This window comes from Massilia frigida, assembly GCF_011682175.1.
Lineage (GTDB): Bacteria > Pseudomonadota > Gammaproteobacteria > Burkholderiales > Burkholderiaceae_D > Telluria_A > Telluria_A frigida.
Window position 1 is genome coordinate 149,375 of sequence record NZ_WHJG01000004.1, and the last position, 17,814, is coordinate 167,188.

A 17,814-nucleotide genomic window follows, 5' to 3' on the forward strand; every position below is an offset into this window, starting at 1 on the left:
GGCGCGGCCTGGCGCAGCCGGACATGGCGGCGCACGGCGGCCCCAGCCTCGACCGTTGTCAGGGTCCAACAAAAACGCCAGCACGAGGCTGGCGTTTTTGGCTGATTCACAACAGGCGGATCAGTGGAACAGCGGCTGTGCCTGCTTGCGGCGACGCGACATGAAGCCGACCAGGCCCAGGCCGGCCAGCAGCATGGCATAGGTTTCCGGTTCCGGTACCGGGGTGGTTGGCACTTCGAAGGCGGTCTTGCTGACGTCGCGCGCGAAAATGGTCAGGTTTCCGTAGTTGGCCTTGCTGCCGAACAGGTTCAGCGCGTTGAAGGTCCAGCTGCCGGCGCTGGTCGAACCGGCGCCCAGGGTTTCATTGTCGAACAAAAAGGCCGAGCTGCCGATGCCGCCGTACATGGCGAACACCAGGTCGAGTTTGACGTTGTTCTTCACATCGTTGTTCACCACCGTCCACGCACCATGGCGGCCATCGGTCTTGTCGAAGGTGAAGGTCAGGTTGGTGCCCAGCTTGTGGGTGGTGAAGGCGTCGCCATTGTCGGCCTGGCTGCCGAAGGCAGCCATCGCGGTCCAGCCCTGCTTCGAGCCGTACAGCGCGAAGTCGCTGGCGAAACCGCCGCTGCCGCCCTTGGTGGCGAACAAACCTTGCGGATTGACCAGCAAGGCGTAATCGGCCGCATCGGCGCTGGCGCCGTTCAGCTTGACGTCGGCCGCGGTGGTATTGCCGGCCCAGGTCGCATGCGCGCTCGAGGCGAACAGGACGGATGCGCAGAGTGCCACGCCCATCGTAATATTTTTAGCAATGTTTTTCATGTCGTTTCCAGTGGAATGGTTCAAGAAGCATTGCGGGGGTTCGGCAGTGCTTATGCAAATGGAATATGCGGAGCGAATACTACCTGACGTATTGATGAGATTCAAGAAAATGCATTATATTTCCATAACAAAGCTGACGAATATACAACGTCGATGCTCTGGAACATTTCTACCTAGAAATTCCAGCAAACGCGTCGGCCAATAAAAACGCCAGCACGAGGCTGGCGTTAGGGGGCAGGCACCGGAGCGGGCTGCTTATTCGTTCAGGTCGAGCACGGCCCTGCGTGGCGGGACGGCTTTTTCCTTGCGCAGATAGCGCATGCCGCGCTTGAGCAAGCCTTCCAGGTCATCGATGTAGGTGTACACCGCCGGCACCACCAGCAGGCTGAGCAAGGTGGATGTGATCAGGCCGCCGATGACGGCAATCGCCATCGGCGAGCGGAAGCTCGGGTCGGCGCCCCAGCCCAGCGCCAGCGGCATCATGCCGGCGCCCATCGCGATGGTGGTCATGATGATCGGGCGGCTGCGCTTGTGGCAGGCGTCGACCAGCGCATCGAAGCGGTCCATGCCGGCCTGGCGCGCCAGGATCGCGTAATCGACCAGCAGGATCGAGTTCTTGGTCACGATCCCCATCAGCATGATCAGGCCGATCATGGATGGCATCGACAATGCTTTCCCGGTCAGCAGCAGGGCCACGAAGGCGCCGCCTATCGACAGCGGCAACGCCGCCAGGATCGTCACCGGCTGCATGAAGTCCTTGAACAGCAGCACCAGCACGCCGTAGATGCACAGCACCCCGATCAGCATCGCCAGGCCGAAGCTGGCAAACAGCGCCTGCATTTCCTGGGCGTCGCCCAGTTCCGCGATCTTCACCGACGCCGGCAGGTTTTGCATCGATGGCAGCTTGCGCGCTTCGTCATTGACTTCGCCCAGCGAGCGGCCCGACAGCTCCACTTCCAGGGTCACGTTGCGGCTGCGATTGAGGCGGTCGATCTGCGCCGGACCGCTCTCCATCGTGATGGACGCCACGTTGTCGAGCATGACCGGGCCGTTCTTGCCCGGCACCGTCAGCCGGCCCAGGGCCGACAGGTCGGCCCGCACCGCGTCCGGCAGCTTGACCCGGATCGGCACCTGGCGCTCGCTCAGGTTCATCTTGGTCAGCGCCGTATCGTAGTCGCCGGCGGTGGCCACGCGCACCGTCTCGCCGATGGCCGCCGCGGTCACGCCCATGTCGGCCGCCTTGGCAAAGTCGGGACGCACGATGATCTCCGGACGTACCAGCGAAGCGCTCGAACTGACATTGCCGATGCCCTTGAGGGTGCGCAGTTCGCGCTCCACCGCCTGCGCCGCGCCGGTCAGCGCCAGCGCATCTTCGCTGCGCAGCACCAGCTGCATCTTCACGCCGGTATCCTGCGGGCCCACGTTGAACTTGGCGCCGGGGATCTGATCGAGCTTGGCGCGGATCTGGCGTTCCAGCTGGTCCATCGATTCCTTGCGGTCGTTGCGGTGCAGCGTGGTCAGGGTCAGCACCGCGCGGCGCGCCTCGGCCGAGGCGCCCGGAGCGAAGGCGTCGCCGCTCGAACCGCCACCGATCGAACTGAAAATGCCTTTGATGCCCGACACTTCCATCGCCGCCACGCGGGCCCGTTCGGCCACCGCGCGCGTCTCGGCCAGGGTGGAGCCGGGCGGCAGTTCGACGTTGATCATGGTCTGGGCGCGGTCGGACGGCGGCACGAAGCCGGTCGGCAGCAGTGGCACCAGCATGATCGAACCGACGAAGAACAGGGCCGAGCCGATCGCGGTCACCAGGCGGTGCTTCAGGCACCACTTCATGGCCACCATGTAGCGCTGCATGATCCAGCCGTCTTTTTCCTCTTCGTGCGGCAAGTCCTTGAGGATGTAGGCCGCCATCATTGGCGTGAGCAGGCGCGCCACCACCAGCGAGGCCAGGATCGCCAGCACCGCGGTCCAGCCGAACTGCTTGAAGAACAGGCCCGGAATACCGCCCATGAAGGCGGTCGGCAGGAACACCGCGACCAGCGCGAAGGTGGTGGCGATGACCGCCATGCCGATTTCATCGGCCGCTTCCATGGCCGCCTGCATCGGGCTTTTCCCCATGCGCAGGTGGCGCGAAATGTTTTCGATCTCGACGATCGCATCGTCCACCAGCACCCCCACCACCAGCGCCAGCGACAGCAGGGTCACCGTATTGAGGGTGTAGCCGAACCAGTACTGGCCCAGGAAGGCGGGAATCACCGACAGCGGCAGCGCGGCGGCGGCCACCAGGGTGGCGCGCCAGTCGCGCAGGAACCACCACACCACCAGCACCGCCAGGATCGCGCCTTCGTACAGCAGTTCCATCGAACCGTCGAAGTTTTCCTTGACCGGCTGTGCGTTGTCGATCACTTCCTTCAATGCCACGTTGGCATGCGCCGCCCGCAGTTCGGCGATGGCGGCGCGCGTCCCTTCGGCCACCGCGATTTCGCTGGCGCCCTTGGTGCGGAAAATCTCGAAGCCGACCACGCGCTTGCCATCCTGTTCGGCCACTGAACGCGGCTCGGCCACGGTATCGGTCACGGTCGCGATCTGGTCCAGGCGCACACGGCGTCCGTCCGGCAGCGGAATGTCCATTGCCGCCAGCTGGTCGGCCGTCTGCACGGTGGCGATGGTGCGCACCGATTGTTCGGCGCCGGAGACGTCACCGCGTCCACCCGGCGCTTCGCGCTGCACGCTGCGCAACTGGCGCGACACGTCCACGGCAGCCACCTGCAACGCCGCCATGCGGGCGTCGTCGAGTTCCACGCGGATCTCGCGGAACACGCCGCCGACGCGCTTGACTGCCCCCACGCCCGGCACATTCAAGAGGCGCTTGGCGACCGAATTATCGACGAACCAGCTCAGTTCCTGGTCGTCCAGCGGCACGCCGCCCTTGCCCGGCGCCGCGCTGGCGGTAAAGGTGAGGATCACGCGCCCGGCCGTGGAAGCCTTGGTCACGGTCGGGTCGCGCATCTCGGCGGGCAGGTCGGCCTTGACCCGCGCCACCGCATCGCGCACATCGTTCACGCCTTCCGAGATGTTTTTCTCGAGGATGAATTCGACCGTCACGGTGGCCACGCCGTCGAGCACCTTGGTGTAGACGTTCTTCACGCCTTGCAGCGTGGCGACCGAATCCTCGATCTTGCGCGCCACTTCCGTTTCCAGCTGCGCCGGCGCGGCGCCGTCGAGCGTGGCGGTGACGGTGACGATCGGCAGTTCGATGTCCGGGAAGTCCTGTACCGCGTTGGCCTTGTAGGCCAGCAGGCCGGCCAGGGTCAGCAACGCGAACAGCATGATTGCCGGTATCGGGTTCTTGATTGATAGGGATGAAAAATTCATGAAGATTCCTTATTTGGCGGCGCCAGCCGGCGCGCCTGCCGTGGCCGCAGCCGCGGCAGGCACGTTACGTACCAGATCGCCATCATTCAAAAAGCCCGCGCCGCTGACCACGACCAGCGAATCGGCCGTCAAGCCCTTGGTCACTTCGATGCGCTCGCCCAGGCGCCGTCCGGCCTGTACCTTGAGCTGGCTGACCCGCTGATCCTGGTTCAGGCGGAACACATAGCTGAAACCATCGCGCACCACCACCGCCTGCTGTGGCACGGTCATGGCGTCCGAGGTCCCCAGCTCGAACCGGCCGCTGGCGAACATGCCGGCCTTGAATGGCGCGTTGGCCCCTGTCGTTGCTGGCAGGTCCACATACACCAGCGCGGAGCGGGTCTGCGGATCGATGGTGGGCGCGATCATGCGCACCTTCCCGGTCAGCTCGCTGCCGTTGGCCGCCTTGACCACGGCGCCGGTGCCGGGCTTGATGCGCGCCAGTTCGGCCGCCGTGACTTCGGCGCGCCATTCCAGGCGGCCCTGGCGGATCATGCGGAACAGTTCCGTGCCCACGCCCACCACCGAGCCGACGGTGGCCGCGCGCGCCGAGATCACGCCATCGTCGGGCGCGGCCACCTGCGTGTATTTCAGGCGCAGCTGCTGCGACGACAGGGCCGCCCTGGCCGAGGCGATGCGCGCCTTGGCGGTCTGCTCGGCCGTCTTGTACTGGCTGATCTGCTGGGCCGACAGCGCGCCCGAGGTTTCCAGCGTGCGCGCGCGGGCCGCGTTGGCCACCGCTTCGGCGGCATTCGCTTCGGCTTCGAGCAGGCCGGCGCGCGCCTGCGCCACATCGGCATTGACGCTATCGGCCGAGAACACGGCCAGTACCTGGCCCTTCCTGACCACGTCGCCGACATTGACCTTCACATCCGTCAGGCGCAGGCCGCCCGATTCGCTGCCGATCACCGCTTCCTGCCAGGCTGCGACGTTGCCGTTGGCGCCCAGCTTGATGGCCAGCGTGGCCGGCGACGGTTTGGTGGTGGTCACGGTCAGCGCCGGTTTCGGCGCCGCGTCTTTCTTGTCGTCGGCCGCCATCGAATTGGAGGACACGGCCATCAGCGCCGTCGAGGCCAGCACCAGGCTGCCGATCACCAGCGCGGCGGCCGGCTTGAGTTTGAGGTTTTTCAAAGTGTAGTGGGTATGGTTTGTCATGGTGTTCTATCCGTAGTCGTGTCGGGGCGGTCAGTTCGAGGCGGTGGTCCAGCCGCCGCCGGCGGCGCGGTACAAGGCGACCGAGGCGGCGCTGCGTTCGCGCTCCAGGGTCACGACCGCGTTCTCGGCGGCCAGGCGGGTGCGGCGCGCGTCTTCCAGTTCGAGCAGGCTGCCCAATCCATTCTTGTAGCGGTCCTCGGCGGCGCGGAAGGCGGCGCGGTAGCCGTCCAGCGAGACTTGCGCGTCGGCGCTGCGGTCGGCAGCGCTGTTCAGGTTCACCAGCGCCTGCTCGACTTCACTGACGGCGCGCCGCGCGCTGGCGCGGTACGACACCACCGCCGCTTCGTAGCGCCCCTTGGCCGCGTCCACATTGGCGCTGCGCCGCCCGCCGTCGAAGATCGGCAGGGTCAGCGCCAGCGGACCGATGGTCCAGGTATCGAGCTGGGTATTTTCGCCGCCGCTGCGAAAGTTCGCCGCGCCGATCGCGCCTCTCAGCGCCAGGCGCGGATAGCGCTGCGCCTGGGCGCTGCCCACGTCGAAGCTGGCGGCCGCCACTTCGCGTTCGGCGGTAAACACGTCGGGCCGCTGGGCCAGTACCTGCGCCGGCAGGGCCGCGATGCCCAAGGGCGGCGGCGCCACCGGCGTGCTGGCCAGCAGGCGCGCGCGCAGGTCAGGCTCGTCGATCGCCGTCAGGGCCACCAGCGTCTTGATATCGATATCGCACAAGGCGCGCTGCAAGGTGGCGCGGCTCTTGCCTTCGGCCGCGCTGGCGCGTGCCAGGGCCGCCGTGGCGGGTGCCTGGAAGCCGGCATCGGCCGACAGGCCGGTCAGGCGCGCGGTGTCCTGGCGCGAGGCGGCGTCGAGGCGGGCCACCGCCAGCAACTGCTCGCATGCGCGCAGGCTGTAATACTGGTTGGCCACTTCGGCCGCCACCGCCACGCGCGCGTCATGCCAGCCGGCGCGCGCGCCGGCCAGGCGTTCCTCGCTCGCGTTACGGGTGGCGCGGCCACCGCCGAACAGGTCGATCTCCCATGTGCTTTCCAGGCCGGCCTGGCTGGTGGTGCCGCCCGGCTGGGCGCTTTGCTGGTTGGCGCGGCTCACGCTCACGCTCGCGTCCAGGGTTGGCGCCAGCGCGGCGCCGGCCGCGATGCGGTCGGCGCGCGACTGGGCGATGCGCGAGCGCGCCGTGGCCACGCTGGGGCTGGCCGTCTGCGCCGCCTCGACCAGCTGCACCAGCAGCGGGTCGCCCTGCTGGCGCCACCAGCTGGAGAGGTCGGTCAGGCTGCCGTTGTGCGGCAGCGGTGCCTGCCATTGCGGCGCTACCGGCGCGTCGGTCTTGCCCGGCGGCGCCAGCGCGCATCCTCCCAGCGTCAGCGGCAACAGGGCCGCACTCAATACATGGATTATCTTCATGCTTTCTTCTTTCGTGGCTTTGTAATCGGTTGTGCGGCGCCGGCCTTGCGGCGCGCCAGTTCGGCATTGACCATCGCCTCGCCGTAGTCGACCAGGCGCGCCATCCAGGCATCGATGGCGGCGTCGTTTTCCAGCAGGAGGGGATTGATGCGGTCGATCACGTCGCGCGTGACCATCAGCTGCACCGCCAGCCCGACCAGCGAGAAGGCCAGGCGCTGCAGGTCGTCGTCGGGCGTGGCCAGGCCCAGGTGGCGGCCCAGCACCATCATCAGCGCCGCATGCGCCGGCTTGATGCCGTTGTCGATTTCCTCGTCCCACACGCCGGTCGGTTCGAGCATCTCGCGAAACCACAGCCGCATCGACAGGCGCGCCAGGTCGCCGCGTTTCAGGTCGGCCATCATGACGCCGTAGAAGCCTGCGAGCGTCTCGCGCAAGGTGACGCCGGTCGCGGTGAACGCGTGCAGATTGGATTCACAGCCGGGCGACGGTTCGGTGAAGGCGGCGCGGTACAAGCCCGCCTTGTCGCCAAAGTAGTAGCTGATCGACGCGATATTGGTACCGGCAGCCAGCGCAATCTCGCGCGTGGACGTCCTGGCGAAGCCCTGCTCGGCGAACAGGCGGATCGCCGCCAGCAGCAGCCGCTCGCGCGACTGGGCGCCGTCCGAGCGCGTGCGGCGCGCATCGTCGGCCGGTAATGTGGGTGTTTTTTCCATCCCGTAATTTAATCACGAAAATCAAACGATTGATATAACTAAAGCGTTCGCTTTAACTAAACGGCTGTAACTTTACATTAGGGTTATATTGTGGACCATCTTGCACCTAAATTAACGGGAACTTTTCGTCCGTTCGGGCGCAATACATGGAAGGCGGGGATGTTCCCGGCCATTTCCCGGATCGGGTTGCCCATGAAAATGACTTTGCTTGCCTTGTTCGCCGCCGCCACGCTGATGACGGCGCGTGCCGACCCGCTGCCGGGCGGGCAGGCGGCCGCGCATGTGCTCAACCGGATCGCCTTCGGGCCCGCGCCGGGCGACCTTGAGCGCGTGACCCGCAGCGGCGTGCGCGCCTATATCGACAGCCAGCTCGAACCCGAAGCGATTGCCTTGCCGGCCGCGCTGGGCGCGCGCCTGGCCGCTTTGGAAGCGCCCAACCGCAGCGCCGGCAAGACCCTGGGCGAATTCGAGCAAGCGCGCCGCAATGCGCGCGACGAGGCGCCCGCCGCGCTGGCGCAACGGCGCGCGCGGGTGGCCCGCATTGCCCGCGACACGGCCGAAGCGCGCCTGCTGCGCGCCATCTACAGTCCGCGCCAGCTCGAAGAAGTCATGCTCGACTTCTGGTTCAATCACTTTAACGTGGCCGCCTCCAAGGGCAATGTGCAAGCGCTGGTCGCCAGCTACGAGCGCGATGCGATCCGGCCCTGGGTGTTCGGCTCCTTCCGCCAGCTGCTGGGGGCCACCGCGAAACATCCGGCCATGCTGTACTACCTCGACAACTACCTGTCGGCCGGCCCCGCGCCGGCGGGCGCCAGGGGCCGGCCGCGCGGCCTGAACGAAAACTACGCGCGCGAACTGATGGAACTGCACACGCTCGGCGTCGATGGCGGCTACACCCAGCGCGACGTGACGGAACTGGCGCGCATGCTCACCGGCTGGACCTACGACCAGCGCGCCCTGATCGCCGGGGACCAGGGCTTCCGCTTCGATTCCCGGCGCCACGACCAGGGCGCCAAGACCTGGCTGGGGCGCGCGGTGCCGGCGCAAGGCCAGGCCGAAGGCGAGATGGCGCTCGACGTGCTGGCCGTGCATCCGGCCACTGCGCGCCACCTGAGCTACAAGCTGGCCCAGTATTTTGTGCAGGACGAGCCGCCGCCGGCGCTGGTCGGGCGCATGGCGCGCACCTGGCAGGCCAGTGATGGCGACATTCGCGCCGTGCTGCGCGTGCTGTTCGCCAGCGACGAATTCATGGCGCCGGCCAGTGTCGGCGCCAAGTTCAAGACGCCGTACCAATATGTGGTGTCGGCGGCGCGCGCCAGCGCCGCGCCGCTGGGCGACATCGGCCCGCTGCTCTCGGCCATGACCCAGCTCGGCATGCCGCTGTACGGCTGCCAGACCCCGGACGGCTACAACAATACCGAGGCGGCCTGGATGAATCCCCATGCGCTGACCCGGCGCATCGTGTTCGCCACGGCGCTCGGCGCGGGACGCCTGCCGCTGGGGGCGGGTGCGCAGCCGGTGCCCTTGGAGGCGGCCAGCTCGGTGGCGCCGGCGCCGCTCGATCCGCAAGTGCTGGAAGCCACCCTGGGCGCGGCCGTGTCGGCCCGCACCCGCGACATGGTGGCGGCCAGTCCCATCGCGCTGCGGGCGGCGATGCTGCTCGGCGGCCCCGATTTCATGCAGCGTTAAGCGAAGGAGCATCCATGCAACGCAGAGACTTTTTATCCTCGATGGCGGCGGGTGCCAGCCTGCTGGTGCCGGCCGGGCGCAGCGCCTGGGCCGCCAGCGGCGACAGCGCCACGCGCCAGAAACTGATCGTCGTGATGCTGCGCGGCGCGGTCGATGGCCTGAACGTGGTGGCGCCGGTGGGCGACCCGAATTACCGGCGCCTGCGCCCGACCATCGGCCTCGAATTGCCTGGGGCGGAGGGCGGCGCGCTCGACCTGGACGGCTACTTTGGCCTGCATCCCGCGCTCGCGCCGCTGCTGCCGCTGTGGCAGGAAAAGCGGCTCGCGTTCGTGCATGCGAGCGGCTCGCCCGACGACAGCCGCTCGCACTTCGACGCCCAGATCTATATGGAGAACGCCACGCCCGGGCGCAAGAACACGCCGGACGGCTGGATGAACCGGCTGGTGGCGGCGCTGCCGGGAGCGCCGGCGGCCAGCCGCGCGCTGAGCATCTGCCCGCTCATGCCGCGCATCCTGAGCGGGGCGGCGCCGGCCATCAACCTGCCCAGTGGCGCCGGCGCAACCCGCGCCGATGTCCTCGACCGCCCGGCGGTGGGCGCCGTGTTCGACCAGCTGTATGGCGGCCATGCGCGCTTCGGCCGCGCCTATGGCGAGGGCAGGGTCGCGCACAAGGAAGTCATGCAGGCGGCGATGAGCCAGGAGATGCAGGCCGCCGACAACGGCGCGCCACTGCCGAATGGTTTTCCCGACGATGCGGCGCGCCTGGCGGGCCTGATGCGCAGCGACCCGCGCATGCAGGTGGCGTTCATCGCGCTGGGCGGATGGGACACGCATGCCAACCAGGGCGCGGCCAGCGGCCAGCTGGCCAACCGGCTGGCGCCGCTCGGACTGGGGCTGGCCACCTTGGCCCAGCGTCTGGGCCCGATGTTCGCGCAGACGACCATCGTCGTCATGTCGGAATTTGGCCGTACCGCACGCCAGAACGGCAACGCCGGCACCGATCATGGACACGGCAACGCCATGTGGCTGCTGGGCGGGCGGGTCGCGGGCGGCAAGGTGTATGGCGACTGGCAGGGTGTCGGCGACGCCGCGCTCAACGAAGGGCGCGACCTGCCGGTGACGACCGATTTCCGCTCGGTGCTGGCGCAGGTGGCTGAAAAACACCTCGGTTTGCCCGACAGGCAACTGGCGCGCTTGTTCCCGGACATGCCACGCAAGGCGCCGGGATTTCAATTATTTCAAGCGTAAGCAGAATATTTGTATCCGCACAGCAACACCGTAGAACTACCGTATTGCAGTGCACCATCAATGAGAATATAGTGGACTTGTCTCCTCCAGTTTTCTCGGAAGATTGGATTGCCGCCCGCACCATCAAGGTCGCGGGCGTTTTTTTGGGGTCAGACCCCGGTGTTGCCTGCATGGGGTCTGACCCCGGGGTCTGACCCCGGTTTGTACGTCTTAACGTTTTTCGCGCAGGGCGAGGGTGAAGGTGCTGCCGGTGCCGTAGTCGCTGGTGAAATACAGGTTCCCGCCGAGCAGATTGGCCAGGTTCTGGCACAGGTACAGTCCCAGTCCCGCGCCCTCGGCATGCCGGGTCGAGGTCGAATCGAGCTGCGAAAAGGCCTGGAACAGCTTCGACTGGTCTTCCGGCTTGATTCCCGCCCCGCTGTCGGTCACGCTGAATTCGGTGAGCAGCTCGCTCGTGTCAAGCCGTTGCGAAAGCGCGACTTTGACCGTCCCCTGGTCCGTAAACTTGATCGCATTATTAACCAGGTTGATAATGATCTGGGTCAGCGCGCGCCGGTCCGAATCGATCACGATTACCTCGCCCGGCAGTTCCACCGACAGCGTCAGGCCCTTTTGCGCCGCCAGCGGACGCAGGGAATCGGCCGTCTGGTTCAGCAGGTCCTGGCACTGCACCCGCTCCAGCGCCAGCGTCACCTTGCCCGCCTCGATCTTGGCCACATCGAGAATGTCGTTGATCAGCGAGAGCAGATGGCGTGCGCTCGAACGGATGGTGTTGAGCTGCTTGTCCTGGTCGGGCGTGAGCGGTCCGGGAAGCTTCATCAGCAGCGCCCCGGTAAAGCCGATGATGGCATTGAGCGGGGTGCGCAGCTCGTGCGACATATTGGCGATGAAGGCCGACTTCATGCGGCTCGCTTCGGCCAGCTCCAGGTTCTTGAGCGCGATCTCGCGGTTGATGGTTTCCAGTTCGGACGCATGGTGCGCCAGCCGCATATTCAGTTCGATCACCTGGCGCTCGCGCGCCTGCAGCTCGCTGTTGACCTGCACCGCCTGTTCGTAGGTGGAAATGAGCAGGTCCAGGATTTGCTGGCGCCCGGCGTTGATGAAGTGCTTCTGGTTGCCGAGATAGAGCGCGATGCCCGCTTCCACCTCTTGCGGCGGCCCTTCGCGCAGGCGCAGGTTGAGCAGCATGTGGCTGATCCTGCTGAGCAGGTAATCCTCCGCATACGGCTTGCGCACGAAGTTATCGGCGCCGCACTCGATGCCGCGGATGATGTCCTTGGGGTCGTTCAGCGCCGTCACCAGGATGACCGGGATGTCGCGCAGGGCCGGGTCGGACTTGATGATGTGGCAAAGTTCGTAGCCGTCCATCTCGGGCATGATGATGTCCGACAGGACCAGGTCCGGCTTTTGCTCGCGGATCAGGGCCAGTGCCAGCTGGCCGTTGAGGGCCACGCGCACCCGGTACGCCTTGGACTGGATCAGGCGCCGCAGACGCTCGGCCTGGGTCGGGCTGTCTTCGACGATCAGTATCTCGAATTCTTCTGGCTGGATTTGGTACGTCGAGTCCACGACATGGCTCCTTGCACGACGGCTGCGTTGCACACGACTATATCGGATTTGTCGCGCCAGATGGTAAATTTACAGCCTCGATCATGTCACTGTTTTTTTACTCCGTGTCGCCCTGGAAGCTTCCCGTGCGCCAGGTCAGCACCAGGGTGTCGCGGTGGCCGTTCGCGCCGTCGGGCTGGATCGGGGTCGATTCGTGGATCACGGTGGCGTCGTCGAGCAGGATCAGGGTCCACGGTTCGAGCATTGTGAAGCGCTTGCCGTCCGGCCCGGCGGCCTCGAAAATGCGGGTTTCGCCACCCTTGATATGGCGGCGCCCGACCAGCAGCACGGCGACAAAATCGACGCCATCGCGGTGCGCGCCTTCCGGGGTGGGGCGGCCGATGCCGTCGAGCGTATCGATGCGGAACTGGTGCGCTTCCACGTACCAGGGCTGGCCCGCACGCACGCGCGAGCAGGCGTCGCCCAGTGCGCGCAGCAGCTTGCCCCACGCCGGCAGGGCCACCGTGGCCGGGTCGACCGGCTCGAACAGGCGGTGCATGCCGCCGTGCAGCGCGTTGTATTCGACCGGCTGCCAGTGTGCACGGTGCGCGGTCTGGGTCAGCGTGGCGCCATCCTGGATGAAGCAGGAGTGGCGCCGGCGCCGGTAATTGCCGCCATCCTTGAGATAGTTGTCCGGCGCGAGCTGGTCCCAGCTGGCGACCAGGGTGTTGAGTTCCTCGAGGGTGCAGCCGGCCAGGATGGCCACATCGGCGGGACGCAGCAGGGCGTAGCCGCTGGCGCGCAGCGCGCTGGTGAGCTGGGCGATATCGGTAAAAGGTGGCGCGTGTGTTGTCATTCCGTTAGCGTAGCATTTTTTGCTGCGGGCCGTCAGGGGCGGCCCCCCTTTACCATTTCTTCACAAGGGTCAGCCGCAGCGAACGCGATTCCGTGGGGTGGAAGTGCACGTCCTGGCGCGCTTCGCTATCGCCCGGCAGGCGCGACGCATAAAAATAGGCGATGGCCGACGCGCGCCGGTTGGCCAGGTTGAAGCCTTCGATTTCCAGCAGCAGGCCGCCGGCGAGGCGATAGCCGATGCGGCCATTCATGGTGCTGCCGCCGGGTGCGCGCACGCTGTTGTCTTCGATGAGCGGACGCGCGCCCACGTAGCGCAGGCGCAGTGCGCCGGACCAGCGGCCACGCTCGAGGGTCAGCGCGAACTGGCCCACGCCTTCGACCGCGCCGGCGATGCGCTCTTCACCGGCGGCGGCGCCGCGCGTGCGGGCTTTGGCGAATGCCAGGTCCAGATCGAGCGAGAGCCATTTGAAGGGCTTGTAGTAGTTCGACAGCTCAATCCCGGTGCGGCGGCTTGCGGGGCCGGCTTCGGTGTTGCCGGCGTCGCCGACGAACACCAGTTCCGAGTCGATGTCGAGGCGGTATAGCGACAGCGCGCTTTGCAGCTTGGGCAGCAGTTCGCTGCGCACGCCCGCCTCCAGTCCACGCGTGCGCGCCAGGCCCGGCGCGGGGGCGAGCCGGTCCAGCGTGCCGCGCGCATCGTTACTGTGAAAGCCGTTGCCGGCATTGAGATACCACTCGGTCTGCGCCCACGGACCGAAGATCAGGTTCAGCGAAGGGCCGAGCTGGCGGTCGCGCGCGCGTGCCGCGCCGCCTTCGTTGCGCACGGCGAAGCGGTAGGTGTCGGCGCGCAGGCCGGCCACGCTGCGCAGCTTCTCGCTCCAGCGCACCTGATGTTCGGCGAACAGGCCAAGGCTGGTCTCGGCCACGTGGTCTTCACGCGTGGTGGAGAGGCGCTCGCGCCGGCGCGTGTTGTACAAGCCGTTGAAGATATTGTCGTTCTGGAGCTGCAGGCCGACGGTCAGGTCGGTATTGATCCCGGTGCCGTGCCCATGCCAGGTGTGGGTCGCGTCGACGCCGCTGGTCACGCGCCGGTCGGGCTGGCTGAACTGGTCGCCGTTGAGCGGGTCGTTCAGGAAGTAGGTGAAGTTGGAATACAGCTCGAGCTGGTTGCGGATCACGTAGGCGCTGACCTTCGACGCCTGGTCCGCCCCGGTGCGGCGCCACACGCCGGACACGCTGTAGCGGCGCGCCTGGCCGCCGTCGCTGTCGTCGATGGCGTCGAAACGTCCCAGCGTGCCGTCATCGACAGCGCGCCGCGGTATCTGGTCGGTTGCGTTCCAGCTGGCGCGGTAAGCCATGGCGCCGATACTGAAACCGTTGTTGGCGTAGCCCTGGCTATAGCGCAGCACGGCGTTGACCTTGCGGTAGTCGTCCGGACGGGTGAACGGGCCGTCGTTGTGCAGCACCTCCAGCGCGTACAGCAGGTTGCCCGCGCCCGCCTCGGGCGAGCCGGCCAGCAGGGCACGGGCAAAGCCGTTCTGGCCGATGCTGGCGCTGGCGGCCGATTGCGCCAGCCGGTTGGCGTAGGTGATCGCCGCGGCGCCGGCCGAGGCAAAGTCGCCGTCGCGCGCCGAGTACGGCCCTTTGCGGTAGTCCAGGCGCGCCGCCAGTTCGGGGATCAGAAAATTCAGGTCGGTCCAGCCCTGGCCATGCGCGTGGCTGCGCTGGTTGACCGGCATGTCGTCGACCGTGGTGCGCAGGTCGGTGCCATGATCGAGGTTGAAACCGCGCAGGAAGAATTGATTGGCCTTGCCCTCGCCACTGTGCTGGGTGGCGACCAGCCCCGGCGCCGCTTCCAGCAGCTCGCCCGGGCGGTACACGGTGCGCATCTCCAGCTGCTTCTGGTTGACGCTGCCGGCGTTGGCCGAATCGGCGATGCCCAGCTGGCTGGCGCGCGCGCCGTCGATCAGCACGCGCTGCAACACCAGGTCGTCGGCGCGCGCCGGCAGGTGGCACAGCATCAGGGACAAGGCGAGAGGGGTGAGGAAATGGGCGTGCTGCATGGTTCAGGGAAGCGGCTGTTCGGTTTTGCTGCGGTCGAAGGTGAGGGTGGCGGTCGCGCCGCCTCGGTTGACGTTGACGGTATTGATCTGGTCGGGCAAAAAATCGGACAGGACCGCGTCGTGCACGCGCGCGGCGCTGGCCAGCGGGGTCTTTTCAACTTCCTGGTAGACCACCACTGTGTCCACGTTGCTCGTGACGCCGACCCAGCGCAGCGGCAGGCGCGATTTGTCTGGTGCCAGGAGGTAGAACTGTTTTTCGACGTACTTGCGCAGCACCGCTTCGTCCTGCGGGTCGGACAGGTCGAACTGGCGCTGGTACAAATTGGCCAGCAGCGCTTCGACATCGTGCGCCATGTAGGTGTGCACGACTTCGATGCTGCCGGTGCCGTGGTTGAACGAAATGTCGGTGATCCCCGCGTGGAAGCGGTGCGCATGCGCACCCAGGCAGGCGCAGGCCAGCAGCGCGCCGCACACGAGGCGACGCATCATTGGGCGGCCTTCTTGTCCTTGGCGTCCTTGAGTTTCAGCGGCGTGTTGAAGTCCTTCATCAGGTCATCCTTGGTGCGGTCGGTCTTGAACAGCTCCAGGCGCGACGGCATGATCTTGCGCGGCCAGGCGTTGTTGCTCACGTCCGTGTCGGCCGTTTCCCAGTACGGGTCCTGGGTCAGTCCCACCATCGGTTCGTCGGTGGCGATCAGCTTCGTGATCTTTTTCGGCGAATAGCGCCACACTTCGGCCGGAATGCGCTCGATGTATTTTTTGCCGGACTTGAGTTCGATGTCGAGCACCAGCGGCGTCACCAAGCCGCCCAGGTTGGAAAAGTCGACCAGGTACAGATGCTTGCCCTGCGCCAGCAGCGCCTTTTCCCAGTCTTCCAGACCCTCCACGGCTTCGCTGTACTTGTTGCGGTCCTTGTTGGTGACCGTGAAGTCGTCATGCTCGTTGTAGAAGTCCTTGAGCTGCGGATGCGCGTCGACGCGGCGCGCCGTGCCCTTGTCGCGCTGGCTTGTCACCGACACCGGTTCGGCATCCTTCTGCGCCTTTTTCCAGGCTTTCTCGATGTCCGGATTCTTGGTGTTCACGCTATATTCGGTGATGCCGTCCACGCTCACGTCCACCGCATCGGTGGTGTAGAACCAGCCGCGCCAGAACCAGTCCAGGTCCGTGCCGGAAGCGTCTTCCATGGTGCGGAAAAAGTCGGCCGGGGTCGGGCGCTTGAATTTCCAGCGCCGCGCGTATTCGCGGAAAGCGAAATCGAACAGTTCGCGCCCCAGCACCGTCTCGCGCAGCACGATCAGCGCGGTGGCCGGCTTGGCGTAGGCGTTGTTGCCGCGCTGCAGAACCGATTCCGAGTTGGTCATCACCGGCACCTGGTTCTTGCTGCGCATGTAGTCGACGATGGCGCGCGGATCGCCGCGCGTATCGGGGAAGTCATCTTCCCACGCACGCTCCGACAGGTATTCCAGGAAGCTGTTCAGGCCCTCGTCCATCCAGGTCCACTGGCGCTCGTCGGAGTTGACGATCATCGGGAAGTAGTTGTGGCCCACTTCGTGGATGATCACCCCGATCAGGCCATACTTGGTGCGCTTGGAGTAAGTCAGCTCGCCGGTTTTCTTGTCCTTGACCGGACGCGGGCCGTTAAATGAAATCATCGGATATTCCATGCCGCCCACCGGGCCGTTGACCGAAATGGCGATCGGATACGGATAATCGAAGGCGTACTTGTTGTACTGCTCGATGGTGTGGATGATGGCCTGGGTCGAATAGCGCTCCCACAGCGGATTGCCTTCCTTGGGATAGTAGGACATCGCCAGCACGTCGGTGCCGCCCTTCTTGTAGCCCTGCGCATCCCAGATGAACTTGCGGCTGCTGGCAAAGGCGAAATCGCGCACGTTGGCGGCCTTGTAGTGCCAGGTCTTGCTGGCGCTGCTGCGCGATTTTTCGGCCGCTTCCGCTTCCTTCTGGGTGACGATGATCACCGGTTTTCCGCTGCTGCGGGCTTGTTTGAGGCGCTCGCGCTGGGTCGCGCTCAGCACCTCGCCCGGATTTTGCAGCTCGCCCGTACTGGCCACGATATGGTCGGCCGGGACGGTCAGTTCGATGTCGTAGTCGCCGAATTCGAGCGTGAATTCGCCGTCGCCGAGGTACTGCTTGTTTTGCCAGCCGGCCGCGTCGTAGTAAGCCGCCATGCGCGGATACCACTGCGCCACCTCGAACAGGTCGTTCTTGTCTTCCTCGAATTTTTCGTAGCCGGAGCGGCGCCCCAGCACATGCATTTCGGGGATGTTGAAGTTCCACGCCATCTTGAACGAAAAGCGCGAGCCCGGCTTCATCGGCTGCGGCAGGTCGATCCGCATCATGGTCTTGTTGATCGTGTACTTGAGCGGCTGGCCGCCGGTACCGCTCAGGCCGGTGATATTGAAACCACCGTCGAACGTGCGGCTCTCGACGATAAAGCGCATCGCCTCGAACTTCATGCCGTCCGCCTCGGTCGCCTTGCCCCATGCTTCGCGCGACGGCACGGTGGCGATGGCGCGGTTGTCCGAATCGGCGCGGAACATGTTCTGGTCCAGCTGCACCCACAGGTAGGACAGCGTATCCGGCGAATTGTTGTGGTACGTGACCGTGCCGCTGCCGTCGATGCGGCGCTTCGCTTCGTCGAGCGTGGCGCGCAGCCTGTAGTCGGCGCGCTGCTGCCAGTAAGCGTGGCCGGGGGCGCCGGACGCGGTGCGCGTGATGCCGGGCGTGGGCAGCAGCTCGTCGAGCTGGCGGAACTTGTCCTCCAAAGGCTGGGCCGCCGCGATGGAACCGGCGAGGCAGGCGGCCAGGGCCAGCGAAAGGTGTTTGATGATCATTGTGCGGTCATTCAGTGCGAAGAAGACGGGCACGCGATCGTGC

The 17,814-nt window shown here is 66.1% G+C and carries 12 protein-coding genes; 2 read left to right on the forward strand and 10 right to left on the reverse strand.

Annotated features, from left to right (window positions below; all coding sequences use genetic code 11):
* Positions 1 to 120: 120 nt before the first annotated feature.
* The 5 genes from F2P44_RS35380 to F2P44_RS06035 all read right to left on the reverse strand — a co-directional run bounded on the left by F2P44_RS35380 (position 121) and on the right by F2P44_RS06035 (position 7,514).
* Entirely contained in the window at positions 121 to 819 is a 699-nt protein-coding gene (locus F2P44_RS35380; RefSeq protein ID WP_229423408.1) for a PEP-CTERM sorting domain-containing protein, read from the reverse strand.
* Between the two features lie 255 nt (positions 820 to 1,074).
* Entirely contained in the window at positions 1,075 to 4,194 is a 3,120-nt protein-coding gene (locus tag F2P44_RS06020; protein ID WP_167085809.1) for an efflux RND transporter permease subunit, read from the reverse strand.
* 9 nt (positions 4,195 to 4,203) lie between these two features.
* Entirely contained in the window at positions 4,204 to 5,388 is a 1,185-nt protein-coding gene (locus tag F2P44_RS06025; RefSeq protein ID WP_167085810.1) for an efflux RND transporter periplasmic adaptor subunit, read from the reverse strand.
* A gap of 30 nt (positions 5,389 to 5,418) precedes the next feature.
* Complete coding sequence (locus F2P44_RS06030; RefSeq protein ID WP_167085811.1) at positions 5,419 to 6,801, reverse strand: efflux transporter outer membrane subunit; 1,383 nt, start codon at positions 6,799 to 6,801, stop codon at positions 5,419 to 5,421.
* Positions 6,798 to 7,514 carry a CerR family C-terminal domain-containing protein gene (locus F2P44_RS06035; protein ID WP_167085812.1) on the reverse strand — a complete coding sequence of 239 codons (717 nt, stop codon included), beginning with the start codon at positions 7,512 to 7,514 and terminating at the stop codon, positions 6,798 to 6,800. The genes F2P44_RS06030 and F2P44_RS06035 overlap by 4 nt, the downstream gene beginning before the upstream one ends.
* Before the next feature lie 192 nt (positions 7,515 to 7,706).
* Here F2P44_RS06035 and F2P44_RS06040 point away from each other — a divergent pair, with 192 nt between their 5' ends.
* Entirely contained in the window at positions 7,707 to 9,203 is a 1,497-nt protein-coding gene (locus F2P44_RS06040; RefSeq protein WP_167085813.1) for a DUF1800 domain-containing protein, read from the forward strand.
* Positions 9,204 to 9,217: 14 nt separating this feature from the next.
* Positions 9,218 to 10,450, forward strand: coding sequence for a DUF1501 domain-containing protein (locus F2P44_RS06045; RefSeq protein ID WP_167085814.1), 1,233 nt, complete (start codon positions 9,218 to 9,220; stop codon positions 10,448 to 10,450).
* A 210-nt stretch (positions 10,451 to 10,660) separates the two neighbouring features.
* Here the strand turns inward: F2P44_RS06045 and F2P44_RS06050 are convergent, their stop codons facing one another.
* The 5 genes from F2P44_RS06050 to F2P44_RS06070 form a co-directional block, all read right to left on the reverse strand.
* Positions 10,661 to 12,019: a hybrid sensor histidine kinase/response regulator gene (locus tag F2P44_RS06050; RefSeq protein ID WP_167085815.1), complete on the reverse strand. Its 1,359-nt coding sequence runs from the start codon at positions 12,017 to 12,019 to the stop codon at positions 10,661 to 10,663.
* A gap of 97 nt (positions 12,020 to 12,116) precedes the next feature.
* Entirely contained in the window at positions 12,117 to 12,854 is a 738-nt protein-coding gene (locus F2P44_RS06055) for a 2OG-Fe dioxygenase family protein (protein WP_167085816.1), read from the reverse strand.
* 49 nt (positions 12,855 to 12,903) lie between these two features.
* Entirely contained in the window at positions 12,904 to 14,916 is a 2,013-nt protein-coding gene (locus F2P44_RS06060) for a TonB-dependent receptor (protein ID WP_167085817.1), read from the reverse strand.
* A gap of 3 nt (positions 14,917 to 14,919) precedes the next feature.
* Positions 14,920 to 15,405 (reverse strand): DUF6702 family protein, encoded by a 486-nt coding sequence (locus F2P44_RS06065; RefSeq protein WP_167085818.1) that lies wholly within the window; start codon positions 15,403 to 15,405, stop codon positions 14,920 to 14,922.
* Positions 15,402 to 17,771: a M1 family metallopeptidase gene (locus F2P44_RS06070; protein ID WP_167085819.1), complete on the reverse strand. Its 2,370-nt coding sequence runs from the start codon at positions 17,769 to 17,771 to the stop codon at positions 15,402 to 15,404. The genes F2P44_RS06065 and F2P44_RS06070 overlap by 4 nt, the downstream gene beginning before the upstream one ends.
* Positions 17,772 to 17,814 lie beyond the last annotated feature (43 nt).